The following is a 15854-nucleotide window of genomic DNA, read 5'->3' as shown; positions in this document are numbered from 1 at the left end:
AGGAGGAAACGAAGATGACGTTTAAAGCAGTAATGGTAGATCTAAAAGATGATCAGGTACAAACTAAAGTGACTGATGTAACAGAAGATCAGCTTCCTGAAGGGGAAGTGCTGATTAAGGTCGCTTACTCAAGCATTAATTTTAAAGACGGACTGGCAGGGTTGAAGGACGGTAATATTGTAAAGTCGTATCCGTTTATACCGGGAATCGACCTATCTGGAACGGTGGAATCGTCTGAAGACAGCCGTTTTAAAAAAGGGGACCCGGTCATTGCGACGAGCTATGATATCGGTGTTACTCATTTTGGCGGATACAGTGAATACGCGCGCATACCGGCAGACTGGGTGGTCCCGCTTCCGGAAGGCTTATCATTACGTGAAGCGATGATTTTCGGTACGGCGGGTTTTACTGCAGCTTTATCTGTACATAGGCTGGAAAAAGAAGATGTTACACCTGAATCCGGAGATGTGCTTGTGACTGGTGCAACGGGCGGTGTCGGCAGTATGGCTGTTGCGATGCTTGCTGCAAAGGGATATCAGGTGACAGGAAGTACAGGGAAATCTTCAGAGTATGAGTACCTGAAATCTCTTGGTGCAGCCAAAGTGATTTCGCGTGATGAAGTATATGATGGCGGAAAGATCAGACCGCTGAATAAAGGGATCTGGGCAGGCGCTGTAGACCCGGTTGGTGGAGACAGCCTGGCTTCTGTTCTAAGTAAAATGAAGCAAAATGGAGCCGTTGCAGTGAGCGGATTAACTGGTGGAACGAAGGTGCCGGCTACTGTACATCCGTTTATCCTGCGTGGTGTGAGTCTGCTTGGTGTTGACTCAGCTTACTGTGCAATGCCGCTGCGTGAAAAAGTCTGGAAGCGTCTCGGTGAAGATCTGAAGCCGGCTAACCTTGAGGATATGGTGGACCGTGAAGTCGAACTTCAGGATGTACCTCAGGCAATGGCGGATATAATTGAAAGTAAGATCAAAGGCCGTGTGCTGGTGAAGGTTGCAGGAGAATAGAGTGAGTAAAAGCTGTCCGGCATGTAGGTGCCGGACAGCTTTTTTTGATGACTTGTACGGGTTTTGCGTTAGGTTGTAGGAATCGCTGCCCAGGATGTAGCGATACACCTGGTTACTTGTCACAATTCCCGCCGAGGTTGCACTGATCCGCGCTGAAGTTGTAGCAATCCATCAAATCACATACTCATTCCACACGCACATACCCGGTTTCCTCCACAATCCACTGTCCTTCATCAGACAAAATCCAGTCGATGAATGTCTGTTCGTTTTCAGTACGTTCACCTACTGTAATCGCATAAAATTCAGCTGAAAGTGGATAGCTGTCGTCGCGGATGGATTCTGCTGAAGGATCCACGCCTTCTATGGCAATCAGCTTGATATCCCCATTTCTCACCATTTCTGTTGAAAAGAATCTGTACGAGAAGCCAATCGCATTTCCATGATTACGGTAATCAGACGTTTCTTTAATGATCCCGCCCATCCCGGTCACGATTTCTTCGCCCGGAGCTTCCATAATCGGAATGCCAACCATCAGTTTTTCAAGAGCAGTCTGACTGCCGCTGTCCTCAGGGCGCTGGAAAGCCTGGATTTCCTCATTCTCGCCACCGACTTCCTGCCAGTTCGTGATTTTGCCTGAATAAATGCCCTGAATCTCTTCGATCGTTAGAGAATCAACCGGGTTTCTCGCATTGACAAAAAAGACGAATGCTTCCCGTCCGATCGGTGTCATCTCAAACTCATGGCCTGCGCGTTCAGCAGCAAACTCCTGTCTTCCAGAAGGACCTGCTACGAAAATAATATCCGCTTCTTCATTGATCAATCTATCATATGCTTCATCCGTTTTCGTGGACAAGACCGTCTGATTGGAGTTACCCACATGTGGATAATCGTCTTCAGGATAGACTGCCTGAGCAAATGCTGAATACAGTGGATAAAGAGCAGTCGCACCATCTAATTTAGGAAGTTCATTCTCTAAATGGAGTGATGCTTCCATAGGCATTGTGACAGCTTTTGTACCCGATTCAAATGGCTCATAGGCAGTCAGGTCAACTTCGGCTGAATTTGTAATGCTTTCAAGGTAGGCGTCATACGCTGTCATACTGCCGATGGTGATTAAAACAGCTGCTGCAATGCCGGCAGCTGAGTAAGTGAATTTTCTACCCTGGATCACACGGAAAAGTCTCAAAATAAACAACAGATAGACTGCGATACTGGTAGCGATCAGAATGAAGACTTCACGCTGACCGCTCTCAAATAAAAGAGAGAAACTGCCGATGCCAACCAAATAAAATCCCGCAATCCCAACCAATATGGCTATCAGTAGCCGTGCTTCATTGTCTTTAGCTCTTTTTTCCATCTGACAATTCCTCCAGTCGTTTTACCGCTTCATCTTCATCAAACGTACTGATCCATCTGAACCGCTGCTGGTCAAGAATCCGATAATGTTTGCTGATCAGATTCTGCTGAAGCGTATAGGCTCCTGTTGTGTGAATGTCCTTCCACCAGACCTTACCGCCAAGCGTTCTGTTAAAAGGTTCTTCCGCATGCTCAAAAGTGACGAGCCTGATGACTTCGAGCGGCTCATCTCCAAGGGTGTTTTGCAGCACTTCACTCTGATGGAACAGTGCAGTCACAGCAACGACTGTATTCCATCCGGGCAGTATACGATCTTTCTCGATTTGCACAAGTGTTTTTTTAGATATCCCCAAAAGCTCAGCCATTTTATCCTGGGAATAGCCGCTTTCTGTTCTGATTAATTTTAATTTTTCCGCAATGATGTGGATAACTTGATCTTTGTCCAACTTTTCCACCTCTTTCAGTTTAAAATGAAACTATTAGTGTAATTTTACACTACTTTTATGTAGAGTCAATCACTTCTTTTTACACAGCTGTGGGTAAAGGGTGTGGATAGGAAGCGTCATTCAGCTGTTTTGTAAAATAATTATTTAAAAGGTGAGGATATACCTGACCAAAAACATTGGTTTTCCACAAACAAATCCACATTTCCTCACCGCCTTGTTATAAAAATCATGGTACACTAATAGCACTGAAATTGTACGGAGGTGGTGACGGCATGGAGATCGAGGATATGGAGCAATATCTTGAGGAGCAATATGACATTATGGATGTGTGTCTTTTAGCAGGCAAAATTATGCTTGAGAGCGGAGCTGAGACATACCGTGTAGAGGATACAATGATGCGCATAGCAAAAAACTACGGAATTAAGGAGTCTCACAGTTATGTAACCCCGACTGGCATCATGTTTTCGATTGAGACAGAAGAGCCGACAAAGACGAAGCTGATCCGGATTTCTGACCGCACCACAGACTTGAACAAGGTCGTGCTTGTAAACAGTACATCACGGCGTATTGCCAATGGAGAGCTTAGCGTCCCGCAGGCTTACCGGATTTTGAAGAGAATTTATAAAGACGATGAGACTTATTCACTTGCGACCCGTATAGCGGCGGCTGCCATTTCAAGCGGCTGTTTTCTAATGATGTTTCAGGGGTCATGGGCTGATTTTATTCCTGCGATGATTATTGGCGGAATCGGTTTTGCAAGTGTGGTCTATGTCCATGATCTTGTACTGATTAAGTTCTTCTCGGAATTTATGGCGGCGCTGGTGATTGGGCTTCTTGCTGCAGGTGCAGTTCTGACAGGACTTGGGCAGGAGCTGGATAAAATCATTATCGGTTCTGTCATGCCGCTGGTACCGGGACTTTTAATCACGAATGCCGTAAGAGATCTGATCGCCGGGCATTTTATTTCCGGTTTATCTAAAGGGGCCGAAGCATTTCTGACCGCGTTTGCGATCGGTTCAGGAATTGCGGTTGTAGTGACATTATTATAGAAAGGGGGAGAACGTGTGGATTTCTTAATCAACATTGTCACAAGCTTTATCGCTGCGGCAGGATTCGGAATTATTTTTAATGCGCCGAGGGAAGCTTTGTGGAAGTGCGGACTGGTTGGTATGCTTGGCTGGATGGCTTACTTTGTTTTGACATTCCAGGGAATCGGTGAAGTGCCTGCAACGGTTGCGGCAGCCTTTATGATCGCAGTGATCAGTCAGGTGTTCTCCCGCGTCTATAAAGCACCGATTATCATCTATATCGTATCCGGTATCATTCCACTTGTGCCTGGTGGAACGGCATACAATGCAATGCGCTCATTTGTGACAAATGATTATAATATGGCACTGTCCTTTGCGGCAAAAGCATTTATGGTGTCAGGTTCGATTGCGATGGGAATTGTATTGTCTGAGGTGATTAGTCAAATCCTGAAGCAGAGCAGGATCAAGAGAATAGGTTAAGTTGGGAGTCCGGTGATCAAACCGGACTTTTTTGATTGGTCAATTCCGACAACCCTGTCACTCATTCCTCAGTATGCCGCTTTACAAAACAGGGCAAGTTAGGATCGGAGGTGTGAAAACATGAACCATGGAAAATCCATGCTGATTAAGGCGCTGCTTTTGTTTCCGGTTATCTGGATTGTACTGACCGGATTTAATGAGGTGACATTTCTGGATTCAACGATCGTAGCAGTTATCTTATATGTTGTTGCTTATATTGGGGATATGCTGGTTGTCAGAAATGCAGGGAATACGATAGGCACGATTGGCGATCTGCTTCTTGGAACACTCGTCATCTGGTTCACGCTTACGCTAATTGGCTATAATCAAATGCTTGGTGAATCGATCGCAGCCGGACTGATCCTGACAGCCGGAGAATATTTCTATCACAAATGGCTGATTAATAACCTGTTTGAAGAAACAGCAGAGCCTGCAGCGCACACGTGATGAATAATCCCCTCTCAGCAGGGGATTTTACATGTAAAGGAGTGACTTAGCATGGAGTTAGACTGGATATGGAAAGCGATTCTTATCATTGTGGCTGGCGTCTTACTGTTAAGAATCTCAGGAAGAAAGTCCATTTCACAAATGACAATAGCCCAGACGGTGATTATGATTTCGATCGGCAGTTTATTAATCCAGCCTGTGTCAGGGAAAAGCATCTGGACAACATTCGGTGTTGCGGCTTTATTGATCGGAACGCTTGTTTTTATTGAATTTATGCAGCTTAAATGGGATAAAGCGGAAACGTTTTTTAGCGGGAAATCAAAAGTTGTGATTGAAAATGGTCAGATTGTTGAGAAGAACTTAAAGAAAATCAGATTAACCGTGGATAAACTGGAGATGTGGCTCAGGCAGAATGGCATTGATGATTTTAATAAAATCCAATGGGCAACGATTGAACCAAGCGGACAATTGGGCTATGTGTTAAAGCCTGAGTATCAGCCGATGACAACCGGAGATTATGAAAATCTGATGTTAAGGATCAACATAATCACTCAGCAGCTGAATATTGATGGTGGTCAGCTGCCAAAACAATCAGATGCCCCGCTTTTTACAGAAATCATTGATCCGCCCGATCAAGATAAACCAAAGCATTTAAATTAACACCCTTGTCTATTTCCCGGGAAATTTGTCGCTTCATTTTAGATATGATAGTCGGCTGAGTTGATTGCTGAACCCTGCTTTCTGACTGACTTTTCCTGATACATCTTTGCATCTGCTTTTGACAACAGCTCATCCATTGTTTGTCCATCGGCAGGGTAAGCAGCATGACCAATGGAAATTTTCAGGTTGATGACGCCGGCTTCAATCCGTTTATCGCATTCAATCGCCTGTCTGAGTTCACTTTTCTTTTTAGAAATCGCCTGATGATCAGTTGGTTGTCTGACAATCACAACAAATTCATCTCCACCAAGCCTGACAGCTGTGTAACGCTGCGATGTGAAGTCACGCAGTGAATCAGCAAGCTTAATCAGTACGTCATCACCTGTTTTATGACCAAATGTGTCATTTATTTGCTTAAAGCCGTTCAAGTCGAGTGAAAACAAAACAAATGGCTCTTTCTCCCTATTAGTGAAAAGTTTCTCCATATAATCATTTAAATATTTTCTATTCGGAAGACCTGTCAGATAATCGTGAGTGGCAAGCTTCATAATCCGGTTATGGTTTCGAAAGTGTACTGCAATGCTGAGTCCGTAGGTCCACCCAACTGTCCAGACAATGACAATTAAAAACAAAAAACTGATATAAGGATGTGAAGCAAAATTCGCTTCAAAAGATTCATTCAGCGCCAGGATCCATCTGCCGGTAAAGGCCAGCCCCATCAAAATAAATGCAGCGGCTGACATCATATAAATATTTCTTTCAGTTCCGGATGATTTTCTTAGAAGAAAGTATGCGGATAAAAGAAAAATAACGACAACCACCGAATCAAAAATTAAAAACCGCTCATTAGGTGATTCACGAAAAAGCAGGATCAGAATCATCACTGCACTCATAAGGAAGATGTAAATTGTGAGACGGAAACGATCCTTGTTATACCCTCTGAAGCGCATAATTCCTTCCAGAATCAAAAGGGTGGTGAGTAATGTTGAAATATTATTTAATACCGCTGCATAAGCACCAATATATTGTACAAATAGAAGAGGTAAAAAGCCCAGTCCGCCAATGATCGCAGCCCACGCCCACATATTCAGTCCTCTTTCCTTCACATTCATCTTCCATGTAATGGTCATTACAACCGCAGAAATTACAGCGAGAAGAAAGACGACTGCGCCAAGCGTAATCGGATCCAGCAACATTAAACCCACCTCCCATAATATGATAATTTTATTATAAGGGATAATAGGTCTAAATATCTAATTTGAATAAAATTATTTTCCAAAAGCCTGTTGATCCACCACAAGCACAACATTTTGATGCTTTGTTAAAGCAGAGGCTGGAAAATCCGGATCAGGTTTTCCTTCAAGCAGCCTTTTAACAGCGTCAGCTTTTTTCTCGCCGGATGCCAGCAGTACAATTTTTTTACTCCGTAGAATGGATTTCACGCCCATTGTGATTGCATGTGTCGGAACCTCATCAAGTGACTGGAAATAACGTGCATTCGCCTCGCGCGTTGAATCGGCAAGCCTGACCACATGTGTATGACTATCAAAATCACTGCCAGGCTCATTGAAACCGATATGTCCATTTTCACCAATCCCGAGAATCTGCAGATCAGGCGGACCAAATTTCTTCAGCAGCTTTTCATAATGTCTGCATTCTTTTTGGAGATTACGTGCCATCCCGTCCGGTATAAAAGTATGATCACGCGGAATATCTACATGGGAAAAGAGATGCTCCTGCATATAACGGTGGTAGCTTTTCGAATGTGCAGGGGCGAGTCCGATATATTCATCCAGATTAAAACTACGCACATGTTTAAATGAAAGCAGCCCTGCCCGGTACTGTCTGACAAGCAGCTGATACAGTCCGATCGGTGTGCCGCCTGTTGCAAGTCCCAGCACCGGATGATCGTTCTTCTGAATGCAGTCTCTCACAAGCCCTGCAGCGTACTTACTCATTTCAATGTAGTTTTTCACAATGACGATATCCATGGCAGTTCCTCCTTTTGATAGACAATTTCCCCGCGGCAGATCGTCAGTACGACATTGTACGCCTCGTCTAAGACGACAAAGTCAGCATCCTTGCCGGGCTCAATACTGCCTTTACGGTTCCATACCCCAAGCTTACGTGCTGCATTCCCTGAAGTAATGTGTGCGAGTTCGTCTATTGTGATGTGATTAAGTGACATCATATTTTTAACAGCCTGTTCCATCGTAAGCACACTTCCTGCAAGTGTCCCATCAGCAAGCCTCGCTTCCGCTCCTTTTACAGTCACCTGCTGACCGCCAAGATCATACTCACCGTCAGATAAGCCTTTTGCCCGCATTGCATCAGTAATCAACATCAGATCGTTCGACCCTTTTACGCGCCAGACAAGCCGTACCGCCTCAGAGTGACTATGGACGAAATCCGCAATGACTTCAGCCTTTACCCCTTTTTCTAAAAGCGCACCGCCTGTCACACCCGGATCCCGGTGATGAAAGGGACTCATCTGATTATATAAATGGGTCACCTGACTGGCGCCGGCCTCAACTGCCTGCTTAAACGCTTCGTAAGTTGCATTCGAATGCCCGATTGAGACTGTAACGCCGCTTTTTGAAACCTCATGCGTAAATGTCATCCCGTTTTTCAGCTCAGGTGCAGCTGTCACGACCTTGATCACACCGTCTGCTTCCTCCTGAAACCGATGGAATAATTCAATATCAGGCTCAAGCATCAAGTCCGGATCCTGTGCACCGGCTTTGTCTGGTGAAAGAAACGGACCTTCCAGATGAATGCCAAGCACCTCAGCGCCTTTAGCCGGCTGTTTCATATAAACCGCTGTATTTCGTAAAGCTTTCAGGATGGCTTCTTCACTCTGTGTCATCGTCGTTGCCAGAAAAGAAGTCACACCTTCTTTGACAAGCGTCTGCGCCATTGTCTCAAGCGCATCAGGTATCGCATCCATCACATCTGCACCACCCGCCCCGTGGATATGAGGATCGATGAAGCCTGGGAGAAGATGATGGGTTGGTGGGATCGAAATGTGTGGCGTACTGAAATCAGACTGCTGCTCATTGACTGCAGAGATTCTTCCATCATTAACAATGATCGTTTTTAGGGTTGTCTGGATAATTAAATCGCTTCTCATTGGGCAGGCTCCTTTTTTGCATGACTGAGTGTCTTAAAATTGCTGCTGACGTATGTATTAATGCGATTGACGTAGGGATACACCCGGATTGAGTGTCATAACAACGAAATCGACGTAGGTATCAGCCCAATTGACTGCTGTCACACACAGTTTCGAACGCTCTAAACACCTTACTTTTTCCTCAAGTATAGCAGACTGAAACAAAAATTCATTAATTTTAAAATATATTGACACAAAAAATCATAAACTTTATAATGAACGAAACTCTTACAAGGAGGGCGCGATGGATTATATTATCGGAATAGACGGTGGCGGCACAAAAACAACGTATGCAATCAGCCGTGCAGATCAGATTTCAATTCTAGGAGAAACACTGGAAGGACCCGGCACGAATCCGCAGATTGTAGGGTTTCAACAAATGGCAGAGCGAATCAGCTTAAAGCTTGAAGAGTTGCTTGCAGTTCATCAGATTGAAAAGCACCAGATTAAAGCCATATGCGGTGGATTTGCCGGAGCAGGAAGAAGCAATGATGCTGAAACAGCGCGTCATGCATTGGATAAGAAACTTCAAACAAACGGCTTTTACAAAAATGTAAGCGCTTTAATAAAATCAGATTTACAGATCGCACTAAAAGGAGCAATCCCGCCTGAGCGTGAGCAGGGCATGCTGATCATCTCTGGAACAGGATCAAATGCTGCAGGGCTGCTAAGAGATGGTTCGATGATTAAGTCAGGCGGGTGGGGACATCTGCTTGGTGATGAGGGTAGTGGTTATGCGATTGCAGCTGCCGGTTTAAAGGCCGTCGTTAAAGCATTTGACAAAAGGGGACCTGAAACAGCACTCAGTGAACTGATGTTACATACGCTGGGATTTGAAAAAGAAACACAGCTCATTACATATATGTATCAGGAACAAAGGGATAAAAGTGAAGTTGCTTCACTTGCAAGGCTTGTATCAGAAGCAGCGGAAAATGGGGATGAAGTGGCAGGTGTGATTATCAATAAAGCTGCACAGGACCTGGCAGATCATGTGAAGAGCCTGCACCTACAAGCCGGTGAATATGATGCGCAGACGATCGTCACAACGACCGGTTCAGTTTTCAAACACATGACGCAGCTCAGAACCGCATTTATCAGTGAATTGGATGAAAGGCAGCTCGGTATCTGGATACAAGCGCATGGAACGCCTGTCGAAGGGGCGCTCATTGAAGCAGCAGAGTCAGCTAGTATAGAGAAAAGAAGGTGATTGAGCATGTCGGATTTATCTTTACTTGTAACAGAGCAGCGCAATGAGCACTCAATGAATCTGGATCAGCTGTCGGTGGAAGAATGCTTACAGGTCATCAACGGTGAGGATCAGAAGGTGGCTGAAGCGGTCAGGGAAGCACTTCCCGCGATTACGGAAGCAACGACCCGGATCGCACAAAAGCTGAAAGAAGGCGGCAGACTGATTTATATCGGGGCAGGCACAAGCGGCAGACTCGGTTATTTAGATGCTTCAGAGTGTCCGCCTACATTTAAGACGCCGCCTGAGATGGTGCAGGCCATAATGGCAGGTGGTATGGCTGCTTTTGGTCAGGCAAAAGAAAATGCAGAAGACAGTGAAAGTCAGGGTGCGGCTGATTTGAAAAATAAAGCGCTGACTGCAAAGGATACCGTCATTGGGATTGCAGCGAGCGGCAGAACACCTTATGTGGCAGGCGCGCTGAAGTATGCCGGTTCGATCGGCGCTTACACCGTTGCGTTATCAAGTAATCAGCAGGCTGAAATCAGTCAGTATGCTGAAACGGCAATTGAAGTGGTGACGGGCCCGGAAGTACTAACGGGGTCGACCAGAATGAAGGCTGCTACCGGGCATAAAATGGTGCTGAATATGATCAGCACTGCAGCGATGGTACAGCTTGGCAAGGTGCAGGAAAACCTGATGATTGATGTACATGCCAGTAATTATAAGCTGATGGAGCGTGCAAAACGCATCATTATGGATCTCACAGGAACAACTTATGAGCATGCAGCTGAAACACTGGAGCAGGCGCATCTGAAAGTAAAGCATTCAATCGTCATGATTGAAGCGGACGTCAGCTATGAAAAAGCAGATCACTACATCACACGGGCTTCAGGTTATGCGAGGGAAGCAGTGCGTCTGGCAAAGCAGGACAAAGCGGGTTGATTCATTCCGGATGATCTGGAGTGTGCCAATATCATTTACAAAACAGAGGGGGAAAATACCTTGAAAAAGGATTGGAGAAGTACCGGTTTCATTTTAGGGGGAGTTATACTTTCAGCTGGATTCTTAGGGGCGTGTTCATCAGATGAGGAAGGCGGCGGCCAGAGTGAAGGTGGCGGAGAAGGAATGTCAGGTGAGCTTGAGATTCAGTATTTCGTCGGCGGCTATGGCGACTCCTGGTGGAAAGAAGTCATTGGCGATTTTCAGGAAGAATATCCTGATCTGACAATTGTTGAACATGCAGGACCAAATATTAATGAAGAAATGAGATCGCGCTGGGTATCGGATGATCCACCTGATGTCGTGTACATCGATGGAGCGGGCTCAAGTGAAACGCAAATGATTGAAGACGGACAGCTTGCAAACCTGACTGAGCTTGTGGAAGGGATGGAGCTTGAAGACGGATCACCAATGATGGATAACTTTATCGTTGACCCCGATCAGCATGACGGAGAGATTTACAGTCTGCCACTTGTATTTGATACCTGGGGTACATGGTATGACAAAGCCTGGTTCGAATCAGAAGGCTTTGAAGTGCCGACAGACTTTGACAGCTTTATGGAGTCAATGGGTAACATCCAGGAAGAAGCAGACATTGACCCGTTTGTCACAAGCGGTCAGCACCCTTACTACTTCCTTCGCGGCGTATTGTATCCTGCTTTTGCAGCAGCAGGCGGGGAAGAGCTTCTTGCTTCATTAATTAAAGGTGAAGAAGGCGCATGGACGTCTGATACAACACTTGAAGTCATGAAAAAAGTTGAGCAGATGGTAGAGGCGGGTTACTTTGACTCAGGTCTTGGTGCACTGAACCATACACAGTCTCAGATGAACTTCCTGTTACATGACAATGCATTTGTACCGGTTGGCTTCTGGCTGCCAAATGAAATGGCTAACGATACGCCGGAAGACCTTGAATACGGATTTATCCCTTCACCAATGCAGGATGCAGGTGAAAACTTCGCAATCGTTCCGGACCTCCGTCCACTTGCAATCGCTGAAAATGCACAAAACAAAGAAGCAGCAGAAGCGTTTGTTGAATTTGTCTTCTCTCGTGAATATGCAGAATCATTCTCAGAGCACACCGGCGCAATCATGAACGTTGCAGGCGTTGACCTGTCTGAAAACGACAATGTACCTCAGTACCTGAAAGATGCAAACGAAATGATCAACGATACAGAGCAGGTAACGATCTATCAGAAGCCTCACCCGATGAGCGCTGATCTTGAGACACCTGTTGGAAACGCACTCCTTTCACTGATGCTCGGAGACAGCTCGGCTGAAGAATTTGTTCAGGCAGCAGAAGAAGCAGCAAGTCAGTACAGACAATAATATTGTTTGCTTAGAACAGCTTAATGTTAAGGATCTTTAAAATGTATTTTTGAGGTGAGCGGAGCGTAAGGCGGCGACTCCGGGACGATTAGTTGGAAGCTGAGACCCCACAGGCGAAGCCGAGGAGGTCTAATGGAGCCACAAAACGGCTCATCCAGGAAAGCGTCCGCCTGAAGCGTAGTAAACCGGTTGTAAAAGGGTGAAACAGATGAGTTTCACCCTTCATTTTAAAAGAATTACATAATAAATACCCTGTAAAAACAGATAGAAAGAGTGATTTGAATGGTACAGTCGAAAAAACAAAAAAATCTGTTCTTAGCTTTCTGTTTGGTGCCGACCTTTATTTTGTTTGCGATCTTTACGCTATATCCTTTGTTTAGTGGACTATACTATTCATTTTTTGACTGGTCAGGCTCATCTTCAAACTCGGAATTTATCGGATTTGATAACTATAAAAGACTGCTGAGCGATAACATTATTCCCCAGACCATCTGGCACGACTACTTCCTTGTCATTACAAAAGTATTCGGCATTATGATTCTTGCGATCTTCTTTGCAGTCGCACTGACTCAGCTGAAAATTAAAGAAGCACCTTTTTACAGAGTCGTCTTCTTTTTCCCGAATATCATGTCAGTGGTTGTCATCGGGATCCTGTGGACGTTTATCTATAACCCGAGTCTGGGTCTTGTGAATTCAGGACTAGAGTTTCTAGGGCTTGAGAGCTGGACGCGTCCATGGCTTGGTGATCAGGACTGGGCACTGCCAAGTCTTGTGCTGCCGTCGGTATGGGCAGGAATTGGACTCTTTATGCTTCTCCTGATCGGCGGTATTTCCAATGTATCTAAAAGCTATTACGAAGCAGCAGAAATTGACGGGGCAAACCAGTGGCAGCAGTTCTGGAAAATTACCCTTCCGCTTGTATGGCCACAGATTAAAATTTCAATTTTGTATATCGTGATTACAACGTTAAATGGGTCATTCATTATTGTTCAGATCATGACAGGCGGCGGACCGAATAACTCAACGCACGTAATGGGGTCTTATCTTTATCAGCAGGCGTTTGTTCAGTATAACTTTGGTTACGGGGCCACGATTGGCGTCATGATTCTGATTCTGTCACTGCTGACAGTATTAATCCTGCAGTTCTTTATGAAGAGAGAGAAAGTACAGTACTAGGAGGGGGAACCGGAATGAAAAAGAAATGGCAGCCGACACTGATCAGAACAGGCATCCGGATTCCACTGATCCTGTGGACACTTGCGGTACTGTATCCGATTATCTGGATGTTTATCGGCTCTTTTAAATCAAATGCAGAAATTTATGCAAATCCGTGGGGACTGCCTGAAACGTTCAACGTTCAGAACTTCGCAGATGCATGGAACAATTATAATATTGATACAAGTGTATTCAACAGCGCGATCGTCACAGTGCTCGGAATGGCCCTCACACTCGTACTGGCACTCCCGACAGCGTATGCACTTGAGCGCCTGCGCTTTCGCGGAAGCAGCATTCTGTTTACAGTCTATGTCTCAGCAATGATGATTCCAATGGTGCTTGGCTGGATTCCATTATTCTTCTTATTAATGGATTTTGGATTACTCGACAGTATTATCGGCCTTTCAATCGTCTATGCGATTTCACAGCTTCCATTTTCAATCTTTGTTCTGACGAGCTTCATGGGAACGATTCCAAAAGAGCTTGAGGAATCAGCATCCATGGACGGCATGTCACCGTATGGCATTTTATTTAAAATCATTGCTCCACTTTCAACAACAGCGATTATTACCGTCTCAATTATGAATGCGATCCAGTTCTGGAACGAGTACTTTATGGCTCTGATCTTCCTGAACTCTCGCGAAAAGTATACGCTTGGTCTGGCAATTGATTTTATCGGCAGTGAAGCCCAGTACACGAACGCATGGGGCACACTGTTTGCCAGTCTGACCATCGCCATTATCCCGGTCATCATCCTGTATGCCATCTTCCAGAAGCGTATCGCAAAAGGAATGACTGAAGGTGCGATTAAAGGATAAGGCGCAGGTTATGATACATTAATATGAAGAAACGACTGAACAATAGGAGGAAAGCTGTGAAGGACCCTCAGCGTAACCGATCGATCACAGGCGGCCTTGTACTCATCAACGAGCTTTTACACAAGCTGCCGCCATCAGAACGTAAAATTGCAGAATACATCTTAAAACACCCGCACGAAACCGTCTATTTCACTGCCAACCAGCTTGGAGAAGCAAGCAGAACAAGCAGCGCGGCAGTGATCAGGCTGTGTAAATCACTCGGGCTAAAAGGATACCAGGAGCTGAAAGTCAGAATTTCAGGAGATCTTCATAAGCCTGATGAAGCACAGTACCGCGATATTCAGCCGGGTGAGGACATTGAATCCATTATTAATAAAGTCACGAGCAACAGCATTCAGGCGATCAAGGAAACAACTGAAATGGTCAATGTAGAAGCGTTGAAAAAAGCAGTCGCAGCGATTCAGAAAGCAGACCGTCTCCACTTTTACGGGGTAGGCGCTTCAGGTATTATCGCAAAAGACGCCCAGCAAAAGTTTCTGCGTATGAATAAACCGACTTCTGCATTTACTGATATTCATAATGCGGCGATGTACATTGCCAATGCCACAAATGATGACGTCGTCGTGGGGATTTCATTTTCAGGAGAAACGCACGAAACCGCAAAAATCATGGAACTCGCCAAAAAGCAGGGGGCCACGACGATCAGCCTGACGCGGTATGGTCAGTCGAAAGTGACTTCTCATGCAGATATCAATTTATTTATCTCAGCGTCACGGGAAATTCCTGCACCGTTCAGAAGCGGTGCTACTTCATCAAGGCTTGCCCAGCTCCATATGATCGATATTTTATTCACGTGTGTTGTGACAGATCAGTATGATGAAGCGGCGAGTTATATAGAAGAAATTAAGTCAGCGATGGATTTCTTAAAGAAATAGCAATGAAGCCCTCTACTCACATGTGGGCTTTTTGTCTATTCAAAAGGAGTGAACGACATGAATCAGCACTTTACAAAAGCTGAATAAGGTTGATAGAGATGTAAAAACAGCAGTGTGCGCCACTGCTGTTTTGCTTTGGTTAATTAATTTTAGCAGTATCAGAATTTCCTCTCTCATCCTTTCAGCTGAGTCGTGTGTTCTAGTACATCAGTAGAAGGGAAGAACTTCCTTTCCATAGACTTAGCGTTGTGTCGATTACTTGCCCTTGCTCACTGAGCGGACTGCCTGGTTTAGTCCTTTTATATGTTGAATAGGTATTTTTTCATAGTCTTGATTTAAGAACTTAACGGTTTTATCGCCCTTTTTTTACCATGTGGTGGAGGGTAAACGACATAATAAACGGTTTATATGACAAAAAGTTCTAAAAATTTAAAAGTGAGGAGAAGGAGATGGGAGGAACCTCACGACGATTCGATCTAGAATCAGATGAAAACAACCAATTTAATGGTTAATAAATACTATTAAATCCAATTATCACCAGTATACATATAACTAATTTTTAATATTTAGAAAATTAAATCTTTTTTTCGACAGCATCTTTTTTTGATTGTGACTACAGTATAGATATACCTATTTTCCTACATAAGTGATTGATTTGGTCTAATCTCCTGACAACTTTAGATGTATGAAAGCTTACTTTAGCCACTTTCATCCTATTGCATTGGAGGATA

Annotated in this window: 16 protein-coding genes; 11 read left to right on the top strand and 5 right to left on the bottom strand. The window is 44.7% G+C overall.

Features of this window, described 5'->3' with window-relative positions; genetic code table 11:
* Positions 1-14: 14 nt before the first annotated feature.
* A complete protein-coding gene (locus DH10bf12_RS01930; RefSeq protein WP_471736942.1) occupies positions 15-1013 on the top strand; it encodes an acrylyl-CoA reductase family protein in 999 nt (332 codons plus the stop codon).
* A 184-nt stretch (positions 1014-1197) separates the two neighbouring features.
* On the opposite strand, the gene DH10bf12_RS01925 is transcribed toward DH10bf12_RS01930, so the two are convergent.
* Complete coding sequence (locus DH10bf12_RS01925) at positions 1198-2370, bottom strand: PstS family phosphate ABC transporter substrate-binding protein (RefSeq protein ID WP_471736941.1); 1173 nt, start codon at positions 2368-2370, stop codon at positions 1198-1200.
* A complete protein-coding gene (locus tag DH10bf12_RS01920) occupies positions 2354-2815 on the bottom strand; it encodes a helix-turn-helix domain-containing protein (protein WP_471736940.1) in 462 nt (153 codons plus the stop codon). Before DH10bf12_RS01920 ends, DH10bf12_RS01925 begins: the two co-directional genes overlap by 17 nt.
* Before the next feature lie 287 nt (positions 2816-3102).
* Here DH10bf12_RS01920 and DH10bf12_RS01915 point away from each other — a divergent pair, with 287 nt between their 5' ends.
* The 4 genes from DH10bf12_RS01915 (at position 3103) to DH10bf12_RS01900 (ending at position 5469) form a co-directional block, all read left to right on the top strand.
* Positions 3103-3864, top strand: coding sequence for a threonine/serine exporter family protein (locus tag DH10bf12_RS01915; protein WP_471738170.1), 762 nt, complete (start codon positions 3103-3105; stop codon positions 3862-3864).
* 15 nt (positions 3865-3879) lie between these two features.
* Positions 3880-4323, top strand: coding sequence for a threonine/serine exporter family protein (locus DH10bf12_RS01910; RefSeq protein ID WP_471736939.1), 444 nt, complete (start codon positions 3880-3882; stop codon positions 4321-4323).
* A gap of 120 nt (positions 4324-4443) precedes the next feature.
* Positions 4444-4809: a DUF2512 family protein gene (locus DH10bf12_RS01905; RefSeq protein WP_471736938.1), complete on the top strand. Its 366-nt coding sequence runs from the start codon at positions 4444-4446 to the stop codon at positions 4807-4809.
* A gap of 51 nt (positions 4810-4860) precedes the next feature.
* Entirely contained in the window at positions 4861-5469 is a 609-nt protein-coding gene (locus DH10bf12_RS01900; RefSeq protein WP_471736937.1) for a DUF421 domain-containing protein, read from the top strand.
* Positions 5470-5507: 38 nt separating this feature from the next.
* On the opposite strand, the gene DH10bf12_RS01895 is transcribed toward DH10bf12_RS01900, so the two are convergent.
* The 3 genes from DH10bf12_RS01895 to nagA form a co-directional block, all read right to left on the bottom strand.
* The gene (locus tag DH10bf12_RS01895; protein ID WP_471736936.1) at positions 5508-6665 is read right to left on the bottom strand and encodes a GGDEF domain-containing protein; all 1158 of its coding nucleotides are present in this window, start codon (positions 6663-6665) and stop codon (positions 5508-5510) included.
* A gap of 72 nt (positions 6666-6737) precedes the next feature.
* The gene (gene nagB / locus DH10bf12_RS01890) at positions 6738-7460 is read right to left on the bottom strand and encodes a glucosamine-6-phosphate deaminase (RefSeq protein ID WP_471736935.1); all 723 of its coding nucleotides are present in this window, start codon (positions 7458-7460) and stop codon (positions 6738-6740) included.
* Positions 7442-8599 carry an N-acetylglucosamine-6-phosphate deacetylase gene (gene nagA, locus DH10bf12_RS01885; RefSeq protein WP_471736934.1) on the bottom strand — a complete coding sequence of 386 codons (1158 nt, stop codon included), beginning with the start codon at positions 8597-8599 and terminating at the stop codon, positions 7442-7444. The genes nagB and nagA overlap by 19 nt, the downstream gene beginning before the upstream one ends.
* A 283-nt stretch (positions 8600-8882) precedes the next feature.
* Between nagA and DH10bf12_RS01880 the strand changes: the two genes are divergently transcribed.
* From DH10bf12_RS01880 to DH10bf12_RS01855, 6 genes are all read left to right on the top strand, one after another.
* On the top strand, positions 8883-9845 hold the full coding sequence (locus DH10bf12_RS01880; RefSeq protein WP_471736933.1) for an N-acetylglucosamine kinase: 963 nt from the start codon (positions 8883-8885) through the stop codon (positions 9843-9845).
* A gap of 6 nt (positions 9846-9851) precedes the next feature.
* Positions 9852-10769, top strand: coding sequence for an N-acetylmuramic acid 6-phosphate etherase (gene murQ / locus DH10bf12_RS01875; protein WP_471736932.1), 918 nt, complete (start codon positions 9852-9854; stop codon positions 10767-10769).
* A gap of 60 nt (positions 10770-10829) precedes the next feature.
* Entirely contained in the window at positions 10830-12155 is a 1326-nt protein-coding gene (locus tag DH10bf12_RS01870; RefSeq protein WP_471736931.1) for an ABC transporter substrate-binding protein, read from the top strand.
* A gap of 282 nt (positions 12156-12437) precedes the next feature.
* Positions 12438-13331 (top strand): carbohydrate ABC transporter permease, encoded by an 894-nt coding sequence (locus tag DH10bf12_RS01865; RefSeq protein ID WP_471736930.1) that lies wholly within the window; start codon positions 12438-12440, stop codon positions 13329-13331.
* A 14-nt stretch (positions 13332-13345) separates the two neighbouring features.
* A complete protein-coding gene (locus tag DH10bf12_RS01860; RefSeq protein WP_404405795.1) occupies positions 13346-14188 on the top strand; it encodes a carbohydrate ABC transporter permease in 843 nt (280 codons plus the stop codon).
* Positions 14189-14244: 56 nt separating this feature from the next.
* A complete protein-coding gene (locus DH10bf12_RS01855; protein WP_471736929.1) occupies positions 14245-15123 on the top strand; it encodes a MurR/RpiR family transcriptional regulator in 879 nt (292 codons plus the stop codon).
* Positions 15124-15854 lie beyond the last annotated feature (731 nt).

This window comes from Jeotgalibacillus sp. 10bf12 (assembly GCF_055597105.1).
This window is presented reverse-complemented; position numbering and strand designations above follow the sequence as displayed.